The 13,673-nt window shown below is 53.1% G+C and carries 13 protein-coding genes; 8 read left to right on the forward strand and 5 right to left on the reverse strand.

Annotation, left to right across the window (positions count from 1 at the left end):
* Window positions 1–238 precede the first annotated feature (238 nt).
* The 3 genes from nagE to F3J37_RS08830 all read left to right on the forward strand — a co-directional run bounded on the left by nagE (window position 239) and on the right by F3J37_RS08830 (window position 4,712).
* Window positions 239–2,263: an N-acetylglucosamine-specific PTS transporter subunit IIBC gene (nagE, locus tag F3J37_RS08820; RefSeq protein ID WP_166933206.1), complete on the forward strand. Its 2,025-nt coding sequence runs from the start codon at window positions 239–241 to the stop codon at window positions 2,261–2,263.
* Window positions 2,264–2,414: 151 nt separating this feature from the next.
* Window positions 2,415–4,082 carry a glutamine--tRNA ligase gene (gene glnS, locus F3J37_RS08825; RefSeq protein WP_038648266.1) on the forward strand — a complete coding sequence of 556 codons (1,668 nt, stop codon included), beginning with the start codon at window positions 2,415–2,417 and terminating at the stop codon, window positions 4,080–4,082.
* 234 nt (window positions 4,083–4,316) lie between these two features.
* On the forward strand, window positions 4,317–4,712 hold the full coding sequence (locus F3J37_RS08830; RefSeq protein ID WP_038648263.1) for a hypothetical protein: 396 nt from the start codon (window positions 4,317–4,319) through the stop codon (window positions 4,710–4,712).
* 61 nt (window positions 4,713–4,773) lie between these two features.
* Here F3J37_RS08830 and fur read toward each other — a convergent pair whose 3' ends face one another.
* The 4 genes from fur to ybfF all read right to left on the reverse strand — a co-directional run bounded on the left by fur (window position 4,774) and on the right by ybfF (window position 7,453).
* Window positions 4,774–5,223 (reverse strand): ferric iron uptake transcriptional regulator, encoded by a 450-nt coding sequence (gene fur / locus F3J37_RS08835; RefSeq protein WP_058962149.1) that lies wholly within the window; start codon window positions 5,221–5,223, stop codon window positions 4,774–4,776.
* Window positions 5,224–5,578: 355 nt separating this feature from the next.
* A complete protein-coding gene (fldA, locus tag F3J37_RS08840) occupies window positions 5,579–6,109 on the reverse strand; it encodes a flavodoxin FldA (RefSeq protein WP_034829111.1) in 531 nt (176 codons plus the stop codon).
* Window positions 6,110–6,244: 135 nt separating this feature from the next.
* Complete coding sequence (ybfE, locus tag F3J37_RS08845) at window positions 6,245–6,520, reverse strand: LexA regulated protein (protein ID WP_034829114.1); 276 nt, start codon at window positions 6,518–6,520, stop codon at window positions 6,245–6,247.
* Between the two features lie 168 nt (window positions 6,521–6,688).
* A complete protein-coding gene (gene ybfF / locus F3J37_RS08850; RefSeq protein ID WP_166933021.1) occupies window positions 6,689–7,453 on the reverse strand; it encodes an esterase in 765 nt (254 codons plus the stop codon).
* 248 nt (window positions 7,454–7,701) lie between these two features.
* Between ybfF and seqA the strand changes: the two genes are divergently transcribed.
* Complete coding sequence (gene seqA, locus F3J37_RS08855) at window positions 7,702–8,247, forward strand: replication initiation negative regulator SeqA (protein WP_166933023.1); 546 nt, start codon at window positions 7,702–7,704, stop codon at window positions 8,245–8,247.
* 25 nt (window positions 8,248–8,272) lie between these two features.
* Window positions 8,273–9,913, forward strand: coding sequence for a phosphoglucomutase (alpha-D-glucose-1,6-bisphosphate-dependent) (pgm, locus tag F3J37_RS08860; protein ID WP_034829119.1), 1,641 nt, complete (start codon window positions 8,273–8,275; stop codon window positions 9,911–9,913).
* 79 nt (window positions 9,914–9,992) lie between these two features.
* On the opposite strand, the gene kdpE is transcribed toward pgm, so the two are convergent.
* Complete coding sequence (gene kdpE / locus F3J37_RS08865; protein WP_034829121.1) at window positions 9,993–10,667, reverse strand: two-component system response regulator KdpE; 675 nt, start codon at window positions 10,665–10,667, stop codon at window positions 9,993–9,995.
* A 245-nt stretch (window positions 10,668–10,912) separates the two neighbouring features.
* On the opposite strand from kdpE, the gene F3J37_RS08870 reads away from it, so the two are divergent.
* From F3J37_RS08870 to phrB, 3 genes are all read left to right on the forward strand, one after another.
* Window positions 10,913–11,113: a YbfA family protein gene (locus F3J37_RS08870; RefSeq protein ID WP_058962143.1), complete on the forward strand. Its 201-nt coding sequence runs from the start codon at window positions 10,913–10,915 to the stop codon at window positions 11,111–11,113.
* A gap of 153 nt (window positions 11,114–11,266) precedes the next feature.
* Window positions 11,267–12,223: a YbgA family protein gene (locus tag F3J37_RS08875; RefSeq protein WP_034829125.1), complete on the forward strand. Its 957-nt coding sequence runs from the start codon at window positions 11,267–11,269 to the stop codon at window positions 12,221–12,223.
* 12 nt (window positions 12,224–12,235) lie between these two features.
* On the forward strand, window positions 12,236–13,663 hold the full coding sequence (gene phrB, locus F3J37_RS08880; RefSeq protein WP_166933025.1) for a deoxyribodipyrimidine photo-lyase: 1,428 nt from the start codon (window positions 12,236–12,238) through the stop codon (window positions 13,661–13,663).
* Window positions 13,664–13,673: the final 10 nt, after the last annotated feature.

The following is a 13,673-nucleotide window of genomic DNA, read 5'->3' on the forward strand; positions in this document are numbered from 1 at the left end:
ACCTGATATTTTTCATCATAAAATAAGTTTGTGGTGGTGGCTAGCATTTCGCAGTGATAAACGTCCATTATGGTGATTAAAGTCACAGTTACTGTGGTTTTAATTTGCGAGGCGAATTAATTTATCTTTACACTGCGCCTCGTGGTGAAAGATGTCATCAAGGTACCGAGCGTAGGGATAATAAAATCAACCCGCGCTACGGCAAACGCCAGTCTCATAGGGGGAGAAAAAGGTGAGTATTTTAGGATATCTGCAAAAGGTCGGCCGCGCGCTTATGGTGCCGGTAGCGACACTGCCGGCAGCGGCAATCTTGATGGGGGTAGGGTATTGGATTGATCCAGACAGCTGGGGTGCAGGCAATGCGCTGGCCGCTCTGCTGATCAAGTCCGGTTCTGCCATTATCGAAAATATGTCAGTGCTGTTTGCCATCGGTGTGGCTTACGGTATGTCCAAAGATAAAGATGGTGCGGCCGCGTTAACCGGCTTCGTGGGCTTCCTGGTGGTGACGACACTCTGTTCACCTGCCGCAGTAGCGATGATTCAGAAGATTCCGGTCGATCAGGTGCCTGCTGCCTTCGGCAAGATCAACAACCAGTTCGTGGGTATTCTGGTCGGTATTCTCTCCGCTGAAGTGTATAACCGCTTTAGCCATGTTGAGCTGCCCAAAGCGCTGTCGTTCTTCAGCGGGCGCCGTTTGGTGCCGATCCTTGTCTCATTCCTGATGATCGTTGTGGCGTTTATCCTGATGTACATCTGGCCAATCATCTTCGGCGGCCTGGTGAACTTCGGTGAGCACATTCAGAAAATGGGCTCGGTGGGCGCAGGCGTGTATGCCTTCTTTAACCGCTTGCTGATTCCGGTCGGTCTGCATCACGCACTGAACTCCGTATTCTGGTTTGACGTGGCAGGCATTAACGATATTCCTAAGTTCCTTGGCGGTGCACAATCAATCGCGAATGGCACGGGTATCCCGGGCATCACCGGTCGCTATCAGGCGGGCTTCTTCCCGATCATGATGTTTGGCTTGCCGGGTGCAGCATTGGCTATCTTCCACTGCGCACGTCCAGAAAACCGCGCGAAAGTCGGCGGTATCATGCTGGCGGCAGCCTTCGCGGCCTTCTTCACGGGGATCACTGAACCGCTGGAATTCTCCTTCATGTTCGTGGCACCGGTGTTGTATGTGATCCATGCGGTATTGACCGGTATCTCCGTATTTATCGCCGCGAGCATGCACTGGATTGCTGGCTTCGGCTTCAGTGCCGGCTTAGTGGATATGGTGCTGTCAACGCGTAACCCGCTGGCGGTGAATTGGTGGATGCTGATCCCACAAGGCCTGGTGTTCTTCGCCATCTACTATGTGGTATTCCGTTTCACTATTCAGAAATTCAATCTGATGACACCGGGTCGTGAATTGTCTGCGGGCGATGAAACTGACGGCTACGACGTCAACGTTGATCACAGCGGTAACGGTGAAAGCCAGACCGAATCACTGGCACGCCGCTACATTGCCGCCATCGGCGGTTCAGACAACCTGACCAACATCGATGCCTGCATTACTCGTCTGCGTCTGAACGTCAAAGACTCAGCCCAGGTGAATGAAGGCGTGGCGAAACGTTTGGGTGCGTCTGGTGTGATTCGTTTGAACAAGCAGAGCGTGCAGGTGATTGTCGGCACGCAGGCTGAAAGCATCGCCTCCGCAATGAAAACGGTATTGAGCAAAGGCCCGGTTGCTGCGGCTTCCGCTCCTGCAGCAGCAGCGCCTGTTGCGGCAAAACCTCAAGCCGTGCTGAACACCGAAAAAGCGGTGATTGCTACGCTGGTGGCACCGGTGACCGGTGAGATTGTCGCGCTCGACGCGGTGCCGGATGAGGCGTTCGCCAGCAAAGCGGTGGGCGATGGTCTGGCAATCAAGCCAACCGACAAAACCGTGGTGGCACCGATTGCCGGTACCGTGGTGAAAATCTTTAACACCAACCATGCGTTCTGTCTGGAAGCCGCTAACGGCGTTGAGATCGTGGTGCACATGGGCCTGGACACCGTGGCGCTGGAAGGAAAAGGCTTCACACGTCTGGTAGAAGAGGGAGCAACCGTCACTGCCGGTCAGCCGATTCTGGAGATGGATCTGGACTTCCTCAACGCCAACGCGCGCTCAATGATTAGCCCGGTGGTGGTCAGCAACAGCGATGATTTCGCCGGACTGAATCTGCTGGCCAGCGGTTCAGTGGTTGCAGGTGTGACACCGTTGTATGAAGTGAAAAACTAAGTCCTTGTGATTTAGCCAGAAGGCAGGAAGCAATTCCTGCCTTTTTTGTTTTAAAACGACCAACAAACGGTTGTTTCCCTCCTGCGCTTTGTGGATCATACTCCGTTACTTCGTGGTACAAATCACCCGCTATTGTTTTGAGGATTTTGAGATGAGTGAGGCTGAAGCCCGCCCAACGAACTTTATTCGTCAGATCATCGACGAAGACTTGGCGAGCGGTAAGCACAGCAGTGTGCATACCCGTTTCCCGCCTGAGCCCAATGGTTATCTGCATATTGGCCATGCGAAATCTATCTGCCTGAACTTTGGTATCGCCCAAGATTATCAAGGACAGTGCAACCTGCGTTTTGACGATACTAACCCGGTGAAAGAAGACCTGGAGTTCGTTGAATCCATCAAGCGTGACGTGCAATGGCTGGGCTTTGAGTGGAGCGGCAACATTCGTTACTCCTCAGACTATTTCGACCAACTGTTTAACTACGCCGTTGAGCTGATCAATAAAGGTCTGGCTTACGTTGATGAGTTGTCTGCTGAAGAGATCCGTGAATATCGCGGCACCCTGACTGCGCCGGGTAAAAACAGCCCGTACCGCGACCGCAGCGTGGAAGAGAACCTTGCGCTGTTCCAGAAAATGCGTGATGGCGGTTTCGAGGAAGGTAAAGCTTGTCTGCGTGCCAAAATCGACATGGCATCCAGCTTCATTGTGATGCGCGATCCGGTGCTGTACCGTATTAAGTTTGCCGATCACCATCAGACCGGCAGCAAGTGGTGCATCTACCCGATGTACGACTTCACGCACTGCATTTCGGATGCGATCGAAGGCATTACCCACTCATTGTGTACGCTGGAGTTCCAGGACAACCGTCGCCTTTACGATTGGGTGCTGGACAACATCACCATTCCGCAGCATCCGCGCCAGTACGAATTCTCGCGGCTGAATCTGGAATACGCGGTGATGTCGAAGCGCAAGCTGACGCAGTTGGTCACCGAGAAAGTGGTGGAAGGCTGGGATGATCCCCGCATGCTGACCGTTTCAGGTCTGCGCCGTCGTGGTTACAGCGCGGCCTCGATTCGTGAATTCTGCCGCCGCATCGGCGTGACTAAACAGGACAATATCGTTGAGATGGCGTCGCTGGAATCCTGTATTCGTGACGATCTCAATGAGAACGCACCACGCGCGATGGCGGTACTTGACCCGTTGAAAGTGGTGATCGAAAACCTGCCCGCCGGCCACGAAGAAACGCTGACCATGCCTAATCATCCAAACAAGCCGGAGATGGGCACGCGTGAAGTGTCGTTCAGCCGTGAAGTGTGGATCGATCGCGCTGACTTCCGTGAAGAAGCCAACAAACAGTACAAACGTTTGGTTCTGGGCAAAGAAGTGCGTCTGCGCAATGCTTATGTGATTCGTGCTGAGCGTGTGGCGAAAGACGAAGAGGGTAACATTACCTGCATCTATGCCACTTGTGATGTTGACACCCTGAGCAAGGATCCGGCGGATGGTCGCAAAGTGAAAGGTGTGATCCACTGGGTTTCCGCCATTCATGGACTGCCAGCTGAGTTCCGTCTTTACGACCGTCTGTTCAGCGTGCCAAACCCCGCGGCGGCTGAGGATTTCCTCACCACCATTAACCCGAACTCGCTGGAGATCAAACAGGGCTTCGTGGAGTCTGGTTTGCGTGAAGCGGCCACTACCGCAGCTTATCAGTTTGAACGTGAAGGTTATTTCTGTGCCGATAGTGTCTACTCACAGCCGGGTAAATTGGTGTTTAACCGCACGGTTGGACTGCGCGATACCTTCGCGAAGATTGGCGAGTAATATCTTTCGTCGATTGCACAATATGATCATGAAAGGGCGAGCAATCGCCCTTTTTTATTGCCTGTAATTCGCCACGGGCAATCAATTATGCTGAAGGCGGCAAGCTGAGCTTGTTGTCTATTTTGCGACAATTCTGACTTTAGCAAAATTAACCCATTTGCGAGTGTGAAAAATTGTATTTCAGGTAGGCTATGCGCTCTAAATAGAGCTCTGCGGGTTATCAAAGGAAAAAAAATGACAAGTCTCGCCCTGGAAGCTAAGCATAGTGTGGTGGTATTACATCAGCTTATTGAACGTGTTTTTAACCAGGTAGAAGGCAGTGATGACAGCATGGAACTGCTTTTGTCACACTTTCACCCGGATTTCAAAATGGTGACGCCGCTGGGTAAGCAACTGGATCTGAATGAGACCGAAGTGCTGTTTCGCAAACTGCACGGTCAGCGGGAAGGGCTGCGCATTGCCACCAGTGAGCATGCCATCATTTCTCAACAGAGCCAGGAAGTGACGATTCAGTATCGTGAACTGCAGATGTTGAACGGCACCCATCAAACGCGCATCTCTTTGGCTGTGCTGGATTGCAGCACCACCATTCCTCGCTGGCGCTACCTCCACGAGACCTTTATCGCTTGATAACAGGCATAAAAAAACCGGTGACCAGCACCGGTTTTTTTATATTGCATAGCACACTCAATTACTTATCGTGGAGCGTCTCGTCTTCGCGGCAGTCTCCCAGTGCACAGTGGCCGTACAAGTACAGGCTGTGGTTACTGAGTTTAATGCCATGGCGAGTGGCAATCTCACGCTGACGCGTTTCGATTGATTCATCGCTGAATTCGATCACTTTGCCACAATCCAGGCAGATCAAGTGGTCATGGTGATGCTGCTGAGTCAGTTCGAATACGGATTTGCCGCCTTCGAAGTTATGACGGGTGACGATACCCGCGTCATCAAACTGGTTAAGAACGCGATATACCGTTGCCAGGCCAATCTCTTCGCCCATATCGATCAGGCGCTTATACAAATCTTCCGCACTGACGTGATGGGACTCGGGGCCCGGTCCCTGAAGCACTTCCAAAATTTTCAATCTTGGCAGAGTGACTTTCAGGCCAGCCTTCTTCAATGCGGAGTTGTTGTCAGTCATTCGGATATTGTCCTGTTACTTTGCATGTCACTTACGGCGCAGGGGCCTTGAATGTTTAGGTCACACGTATTCTCATTTGCGTCTCATTATAGAACTCAAGCAGTGAAATGAAAACCGGGGTATCGCGCAAATCAACAAAAGTCGTAAGGATAAACATCGCCTACGTCAGCGCGGAACGGTGTGGTTTGGGTTTCCATTTCACTCAGCCTCAGTCAACAATCAGAGGAATAAGCGGATGACCATTGCGGGTATTCTACAGATTTGCGGGGAAAAGTTAAAAAACCGTAGCTATTATTTTTATAGGAAATTCCTTTGTCCCAATGTGAGCCAGCGCTCACATTGGGGAGGCGAGGCATCAGGCTTCGATGATCTCTTTTAACTGCAGCTCATCAAAAATCTGTTTCACCCAGGCATCAACACGTTCGTTGGTCAGCTCAGGTTGACGATCTTCGTCAATCGCCAGGCCGAGGAAGTGTTTGTCATCGGCCAGACCTTTTGAGGCTTCAAAATGATAGCCCTCAGTCGGCCAGTGGCCCACAATCACCGCGCCGTTTGGTTCAATGATGTCGCGAATCGTGCCCATCGCATCACAGAAATATTCTGCGTAGTCTTCCTGGTCGCCACAACCAAACAGCGCCACCAGTTTGCCATTAAAGTCGATCTCTTCCAGCGTAGGGAAGAAGTCATCCCAGTCACACTGTGCTTCGCCGTAATACCAGGTAGGAATGCCCAGCAGCAGGATGTCGAACGCTGCGAGATCTTCTTTAGTGCTCTTAGCAATGTCATGCACTTCGGCGACATCTTTACCCAGTTGTTTCTGGATCATTTTTGCAATGTTTTCAGTGTTGCCGGTATCGCTGCCGAAGAAAATGCCTACGATTGCCATGGGTTAAGTAACCTCTTAAAGCCTGATTGTGAAAGTAAGTCAATTGACTGCACATGTTAGCGAATGATAGCAGACCGTTGAAAAGGGCGGAACGAGTAAAGCCTGAACTTTGTGTTCCTGCGTGCGGTCAGCGCGCTAAGACAGTTTGAGTTGCGCCAGCAGCATTTGTTCAATCAATTCGCTGCGGCTGATGTTTTGTTGCTCGGCCAGCGTGTTCAGGGCGTCAACCGCTTCGCTGGACATTTTCAGCTCAACACGACGCAGCCCTCGCACTTTATCGCGCTTGAGCTGGTTACGTTTGTTGATACGCAACTGTTCGTCACGTGTCAGCAGGCTGGTTTTGGGTCGACCAGGACGCCGCTCGTCTGCAAAAAGATCAAGCGTGGTACGGTCAGTCTGTTCTTTTGCCATGATTAGTGAAACTGAGTGGGCGCGAACGGCGGAAAGGCGCTGCGCGATTTATACATTATCGGCCCGACCGCGGCGAAAAAATCATCCGCGGCAAATTTTTAGCGCGACATCATACTCCAGCGCCATCCGCGACGCCAACCCTAAACCGCATACGGCAAGCTTTTGCTTTTACAGGTTAAAAAAACGACGAACTGCGCGCAAAACCGCATCAGGTTTTTCGGCATGGACCCAATGACCGGCCCCGCTAATCACGTGTGCGTGTGCCTGCGGGAACTGACGCAGCAGTGCATCGCGGTGCTGATTGTCGAGGTAAGGAGAATCGCCACCGCGAATAAACAATGCGGGATGTGGCCAGGCGGGAACTTCTTCCCAGCCAGAAATCGTGGTGTAGTTGTCCCACAACACCGGCACGTTAAAGCGCCATTCGCCCTCGACAAAGGACTTGAGGATAAACTGAATCACCCCCTCTTCGGCGACATGTTGGCGCATCACCTCGGCCGCTTCACTGCGACGCGTCACACCCGCGGCGGTGACGGCGCGAATACCGGCAAAGATTTCATCGTGGCGGCGGGTTTGGTAATCCACGGGCGCGATATCGATCAGCACCATCTTCTCAATACGTTCGGGGGCCACGGCACTCAGTGCCATGGCGATCTTACCGCCCATCGAGTGGCCTATCACGCCAGCGCGTTCAATCTGGTGTGCATCCAGCGTCTCAACGATATCTTGCGCCATGGCGTGATAATTCATCACCTCACTGCGCTCAGATAAACCATGGTTGCGTACGTCCACTTGTAACGTGGGGCGAGCATCCCGTACGCCGCGTGCCAGCACGCCAAGGTTATCCAGGCTGCCAAACAGGCCATGAATTAACAGAATCGGGGACGCTTCAGGGGGAGATTGTTCAGTTTGCAGACGGGCGTTCAAAATCATGGCTAAAGTTCTTACGGTTGTGACCTTGGCTTAGGGTATCATGGATTCACCTGTCCAGGAGCCAGCCGGCCAGGCATTAGGGCATATTCCGACTTTTGCCCTGAAACGACGCCAGCGCTATCGGCTGCCACGGATTTAACTTTATAATCCTTATGTTAGAGCCCGCTCACGTTTTGCACAGCTCGATTTTGCTAAGGCCGTTGCAATAAAGCGTGGTTCTGTCATTTGCCAGAATTGTACGGAATAAGATGAAAACGATTGAAGTTGACGAAGAACTCTACCGTTATATTGCCAGCCACACGCAGCACATTGGTGAAAGCGCCTCGGATATTTTGCGCCGCATGCTGAAGTTTACCGCGGGCCAGACCGCACCGACTGCACCTGTCGCTGCGGCTTCGGCTTCGGTCAAGGAAGCGCAGCCAGTGCGCAGCGAAGCGCGTCCTCAGGATCGCGTACGCGCCGTGCGTGAACTGCTGCTCTCTGATCAGTATGCTGAGCAGAATAAGGCGGTTAATCGCTTTATGCTGGTACTGTCAACGCTCTATCGTCTTGATCCAGCAGCCTTTGCTGATGCGACTGCCTCGCTGCAGGGCCGCACTCGCGTCTATTTTGCGGGTGACGAGCATACGCTGCTGCAAAATGGCACCCATACTAAGCCGAAGCACGTTCCTGGCACACCGTACTGGGTGATCACCAATACCAATACAGGCCGCAAATGCAGCATGGTGGAACACATCATGCTGGCGATGCAGTTCCCTCAGGAACTGACAGAGAAAGTTCGCGGCACCATTTAAACTGAAGCGTCAGGGAGAAGCGCCAATGGCCAATCACCCCCGTGCCGGGCAGCCTGCCCAGCAGAGCGATTTGATTAACGTTGCACAATTAACCTCGCAGTATTACGTCCTGAAGCCCGATGCGGCTAACCCGGACCATGCGGTGAAATTTGGCACTTCTGGCCACCGCGGCAGCGCGGGACGCCAAAGCTTCAATGAAGTGCACATTCTGGCGATTGCGCAAGCCATCGCAGAAGAGCGCAAAAAGAATGGCATCACCGGTCCGTGCTATGTGGGTAAAGATACTCACGCACTGTCTGAGCCGGCGATTCTGTCGGTGCTGGAAGTGCTGGCGGCGAACGGTGTAGATGTGATCGTGCAGCAGGATAATGGCTACACGCCAACGCCGGCGATCTCCAACGCCATTCTGGAACACAACAAACGCGGTGGCGCGCAGGCGGACGGTATCGTCATCACGCCTTCACACAACCCGCCAGAAGATGGTGGCATCAAGTACAACCCGCCAAACGGCGGTCCGGCTGATACCAACGTCACCAAGGTGGTGGAAGATCGCGCTAACCAGCTGATCAAAGGCGAACTGAAAGACGTGAAACGTCTGCCGCTGGATCAGGCCTGGGCAAGCGGCCATATCGTTGAGCAGGATCTGATTCAGCCCTATGTTGAAGGTCTGGCTGAAGTCATTGACTTCCCGGCAATCCAGAAAGCGGGCCTGAAAATCGGCGTTGATCCATTAGGTGGCTCCGGTATCGCTTACTGGCAGCGTATTGCTGAGCACTATAAGTTGGATCTGACCATTGTTAATGATGCGGTCGATCAGACCTTCCGTTTCATGCATCTGGATAAAGATGGCGTGGTGCGTATGGACTGTTCGTCTGAGTGCGCGATGGCGGGTCTGCTGGCGTACAAAGATAAGTTCGATCTGGCGTTCGGTAACGACCCGGATTACGACCGTCACGGCATCGTCACGCCTGCTGGCCTGATGAACCCGAACCATTATCTGGCTGTAGCGATCAACTACCTGTTCCAGCATCGCCCGCAGTGGGGCAAAGATGTGGCGGTGGGTAAAACCCTGGTCTCCAGCGCGATGATTGACCGCGTGGTCAACGACATCGGTCGCAAGCTGGTTGAAGTGCCTGTCGGCTTCAAATGGTTTGTTGATGGCCTGTTTGATGGCAGCTTCGGTTTCGGCGGAGAAGAGAGCGCGGGTGCTTCCTTCCTGCGCTTCGATGGCTCAGCCTGGTCGACCGATAAAGACGGTATCATCCTGTGCCTGCTGGCAGCCGAAATCACTGCGGTGACCGGCAAGAACCCGCAGCAGCACTATGACGAACTGGCAGCACGCTTCGGCGCGCCAAGCTATAACCGTCTGCAGGCGCCGGCGACCTCAGCGCAAAAAGCGGCACTGTCTAAGCTTTCGCCGGAAATGGTGAGTGCTGACACGCTGGCGGGCGATCCGATTACTGCACGTCTGACCGCTGCACCGGGCAACGGCGCGTCAATCGGTGGTCTGAAAGTGATGACCGAAAACGGTTGGTTTGCTGCGCGTCCGTCAGGCACGGAAGACGCTTACAAAATCTACTGTGAAAGCTTCCTTGGCGCTGAGCATCGCCAGCAGATCGAGAAAGAAGCGGTAGAGATTGTTAGCGAAGTGCTGAAAAACGCGTAATTAAACGTCGAGGCGCGCTATGTGCGCCTTTTCACGCGTTTTCCATGGAACGACCCACGTGACAACATGGGTCGTTTTTTTATGGCATAAACCGATAGCCGATACCGGTTTCGGTCAGCAGATGGCTGGGTTGGGTGGGATTGCTTTCCAGCTTCTGACGAAGATGTCCCATATAAATGCGCAGATAGTGGCTGTGCTCCACCGCATTCGGCCCCCACACCTGATTCAGCAACTGACGCTGCGTCAGCACTTTTCCGGCATTGTTCAGCAACAAACTCAGCAGGCGAAACTCGGTGGGCGTCAGGTGAATTTCCTGTTCGTTACGCAGCACGCGGCGCGCAGCCAGATCGACACTCACTTCCCCAAATTTCACGATCGGCTCAGGCTGGCTGCTTTGATGGCGACGTAACGCCACGCGCACGCGGGCCAGTAACTCGCCGATACCAAACGGCTTAGTCAGATAATCATCTGCACCGGCATCCAGTGCATCGATTTTGTCCTGCTCATCACTGCGCGCAGACAGCACAATCACCGGCATGCTGCTCCACTGGCGCACTTCACGGATAAAGTCGTTGCCGTCACCATCCGGCAGCCCAAGATCGAGGATCACTAAATCCGGCTTTCGTGTCGCTGCTTCAATCAGCCCGCGCTGTAATTGCTCCGCTTCCACAATTTTCAGACCTTCGCTTTCCAGCGCCAGGCGCACGAAACGGCGAATCTCTTTTTCATCTTCAACAATCAAGATGGTCGTCACGCTGACTCCTGCCACAGGTAAAGTTAACACGGCACTTTATCAAGAATTGGTCACCGCGTCCGTCATGATGTTTGTAACCTTGCGAGATCCCTACGTTTACAATTATGTAACTTACTTTCAGCTTAAGCCGTAAAGCACAAAAAAAGACCAAAATTAGTGGTCGGATGAGTAGTAAAATTACACAACCAGGCGTAATATCTGAGGCAGATCACATTTCAACGCAAAAATTACCCCAGGAGGCAATCATGTATCAGGCATATCCACTCTATAAAATCGTGTTGCGCCGTTTTCTGGCGGTATTGGTCGGCATACTTGCCTTGCCCGTCATGCTGTTCCGCCAGGATCGTGCCCGTTTCTATAGCTATCTGCACCGCGTCTGGTGTAAGACCAGCACCAAGCCAGTCTGGCTGGCGCAGACAGAAGCGATAGGCAGCATCCACTGGTAAGCGTTTCAACGACTCCTTTAGAACCCGGCAGCTTCAATCAAGCGCCGGGTTTTTTTATTCTAAACTTTGTCTGTATTCCCCGGTTACCCGCTGTTATCCCTCGCCGTTTCAGCTACACTTAAACCTCTACAAGAATTTGGAGGTTGTACAAGTATGAGCGAAAAAATTCCTGTCGGTATCAGCGCTTGCCTGCTCGGGGATAAGGTCCGTTTTGACGGTGGCCACAAGCGTTTCGCTTTTGCAACTGAAGAACTGACTCCCTTTATCCGCTTTGAACCGGTGTGTCCGGAAATGGCAATTGGCTTGCCCACGCCGCGTCCCGCACTACGTCTGGTCAAAGAGTCGGATGATCAAATCCATCTTTGTTTCAGTAAAGATGGCGGGCAAGAGGTGACCGATGAGATGGAGCGCTGGTCGGCCGATCGCGTGAAATCCCTGCATCACCTTTGCGGCTATATTCTCTGCGCAAAATCACCCAGCTGCGGTCTTGAGCGCGTGCGCGTCTATCAGCCCGATACCAATGACAATCGCAAAGCGGGCACCGGCGTATTCACTGCCTTTCTGCAAAAAGAGATGCCATGGCTGCCTTTAGAGGAAGATGGCCGTTTGCATGATGATGCTATCCGCGAAAACTTTATGGGCCGCGTGTATGCGCTGCATGAGTTCAATGAAATGTGGCGCAGCGGTTTAACCCGCCACAAGCTGATCGCCTTCCACAGTCGATACAAGTTGCTGCTGCTGTCGCATGCGCAGGATGAGTATCGCGAGATGGGACGCTTTGTGGCCGCGATGGAGCAGTGGGATTCATTGGATGATTACGCCTATGAATACCGGATTCGCCTGATGCATTTGATGTCCCATCAGGCTTCGCGTCGTAATCACACCAATGTGCTGATGCATGTACAGGGCTACTTCCGCCCGCAGTTGTCCTCACCACAGCGCCAGGAACTGGCGCAGCTAATCGATCGTTATCGCACTGGCGTCCAGCCACTGTTGGTTCCCATCACCATGCTGAAACATTACATGGCGGAGTATCCGCATCCGTGGCTGGCGCAGCAGCGTTACTTTGATCCTTACCCGGAAGCGCTGCGTCTGCGCTACGGACAATAATCCCGGAGCATTATGACCACCCACTTAGTCTGGTTGCGTAACGATCTGCGCATCAATGACAACACTGCGCTGGCTGCTGCCTGCCGCGACAGCCATGCCAGGGTGCTGGCGCTGTTTATTGCCACGCCTAAACAGTGGCAGCAACACCATATGGCACCGAAGCAGGCGGCCTTCATTCACCAGAATCTGTGTGCGTTGCAAGATTCACTGGCCGAGCGCGGTATTCCGTTGCATTACCATCAGTGCGATGACTTTGCTGCTTCTGTGGATTACCTGAGTGCGTTTTGCGACCAGCATCAGGTGGATGAGTTGTATTACAACTATCAGTACGAGATTAATGAGCGCGAACGTGATGCGACCGCCGAAAAGCGTCTCGATGCTCAGGGAGTAATTTGCCAGGGCTTCGATGACAGCCTGTTATTGCCGCCTGGCAGCGTGCAGACCGGCAATCACACCATGTTTAAAGTCTTCACACCGTTCAGCCGCGCCTTTGTCCGTCGACTGCATCAGGGGTTACCGGAGTGTCATCATGCACCGAAAGCGCGCCGTGATGGGCCGATCAGTGCGGGTAAGAAAATCCCTGCTTTTGATTATCCGCAGGAAGATTTCGATGCATCGCTATTTCCGGCTGGGGAAGAGGCAGCGCTGAAGCAATTGCGCCATTTCGGCAAACAATCGGTGCAGCACTATCCCGACGTGCGCGATTTACCGGCACTAGATGGCACCAGCCGCCTCTCGCCCTATCTCGCCATCGGAGTGCTGTCTCCGCGCCAGTGCTTACATCGTATATTAAAAGAACATCCTGATGCGTTGAACGAAGGTAAAGCCTTTACATGGCTGAATGAACTGATTTGGCGCGAGTTTTACCGTCATCTGATGGTGGCCTTTCCAGCGTTGTGCAAGCACCAGCCGTTTGTGGAGTGGACGCATAACGTACAGTGGCAGAAAAACGAGGCGCATCTCACCGCGTGGCAGCAGGGCAAAACCGGTTATCCCATCGTCGATGCGGCAATGCGCCAACTCAACACACTGGGCTGGATGCACAATCGCCTGCGCATGATTGTTGCCAGCTTTCTGGTGAAAGATCTGTTGATCGACTGGCATGAAGGTGAGCGCTACTTCATGCAGCAACTGATCGATGGCGATCTGGCGGCCAACAACGGTGGCTGGCAGTGGGCGGCCTCAACGGGCACCGACGCGGCACCGTACTTTCGCATATTCAATCCTACGACTCAGGGGGAACGCTTTGACGAGAAAGGCGAATTTATCCGCCAGTGGCTACCGGAATTGAAAGATGTGCCGGAGAGTGACATTCATCAGCCGCAGGTGTGGGCGAAGAAAAACAATAAGAAACTCGATTATCCCGCGCCAATCGTGGAACATAAGGACGCACGTAAAAAGACATTAGACGCCTTTGAGCGCGCGCGCAGCGCGGCCTGAGGCGATCAGG

The sequence above is a fragment of the Candidatus Pantoea communis genome (genome assembly GCF_011752685.1).
Taxonomy (GTDB): domain Bacteria; phylum Pseudomonadota; class Gammaproteobacteria; order Enterobacterales; family Enterobacteriaceae; genus Pantoea; species Pantoea communis.

Excerpts from the sequence above, each read along its gene's own strand:
- ybfF (WP_166933021.1), bottom strand. The coding sequence starts at position 7,453 with ATGATTTTGAACGCCCGTCTGCAAACTGAACAATCTCCCCCTGAAGCG.
- glnS (WP_038648266.1), top strand. The coding sequence starts at position 2,415 with ATGAGTGAGGCTGAAGCCCGCCCAACGAACTTTATTCGTCAGATCATC.
- ybfE (WP_034829114.1), bottom strand. The coding sequence starts at position 6,520 with ATGGCAAAAGAACAGACTGACCGTACCACGCTTGATCTTTTTGCAGAC.
- F3J37_RS08875 (WP_034829125.1), top strand. The coding sequence starts at position 11,267 with ATGAGCGAAAAAATTCCTGTCGGTATCAGCGCTTGCCTGCTCGGGGAT.
- phrB (WP_166933025.1), top strand. The coding sequence starts at position 12,236 with ATGACCACCCACTTAGTCTGGTTGCGTAACGATCTGCGCATCAATGAC.
- F3J37_RS08870 (WP_058962143.1), top strand. The coding sequence starts at position 10,913 with ATGTATCAGGCATATCCACTCTATAAAATCGTGTTGCGCCGTTTTCTG.
- seqA (WP_166933023.1), top strand. The coding sequence starts at position 7,702 with ATGAAAACGATTGAAGTTGACGAAGAACTCTACCGTTATATTGCCAGC.
- fldA (WP_034829111.1), bottom strand. The coding sequence starts at position 6,109 with ATGGCAATCGTAGGCATTTTCTTCGGCAGCGATACCGGCAACACTGAA.
- F3J37_RS08830 (WP_038648263.1), top strand. The coding sequence starts at position 4,317 with ATGACAAGTCTCGCCCTGGAAGCTAAGCATAGTGTGGTGGTATTACAT.
- pgm (WP_034829119.1), top strand. The coding sequence starts at position 8,273 with ATGGCCAATCACCCCCGTGCCGGGCAGCCTGCCCAGCAGAGCGATTTG.
- fur (WP_058962149.1), bottom strand. The coding sequence starts at position 5,223 with ATGACTGACAACAACTCCGCATTGAAGAAGGCTGGCCTGAAAGTCACT.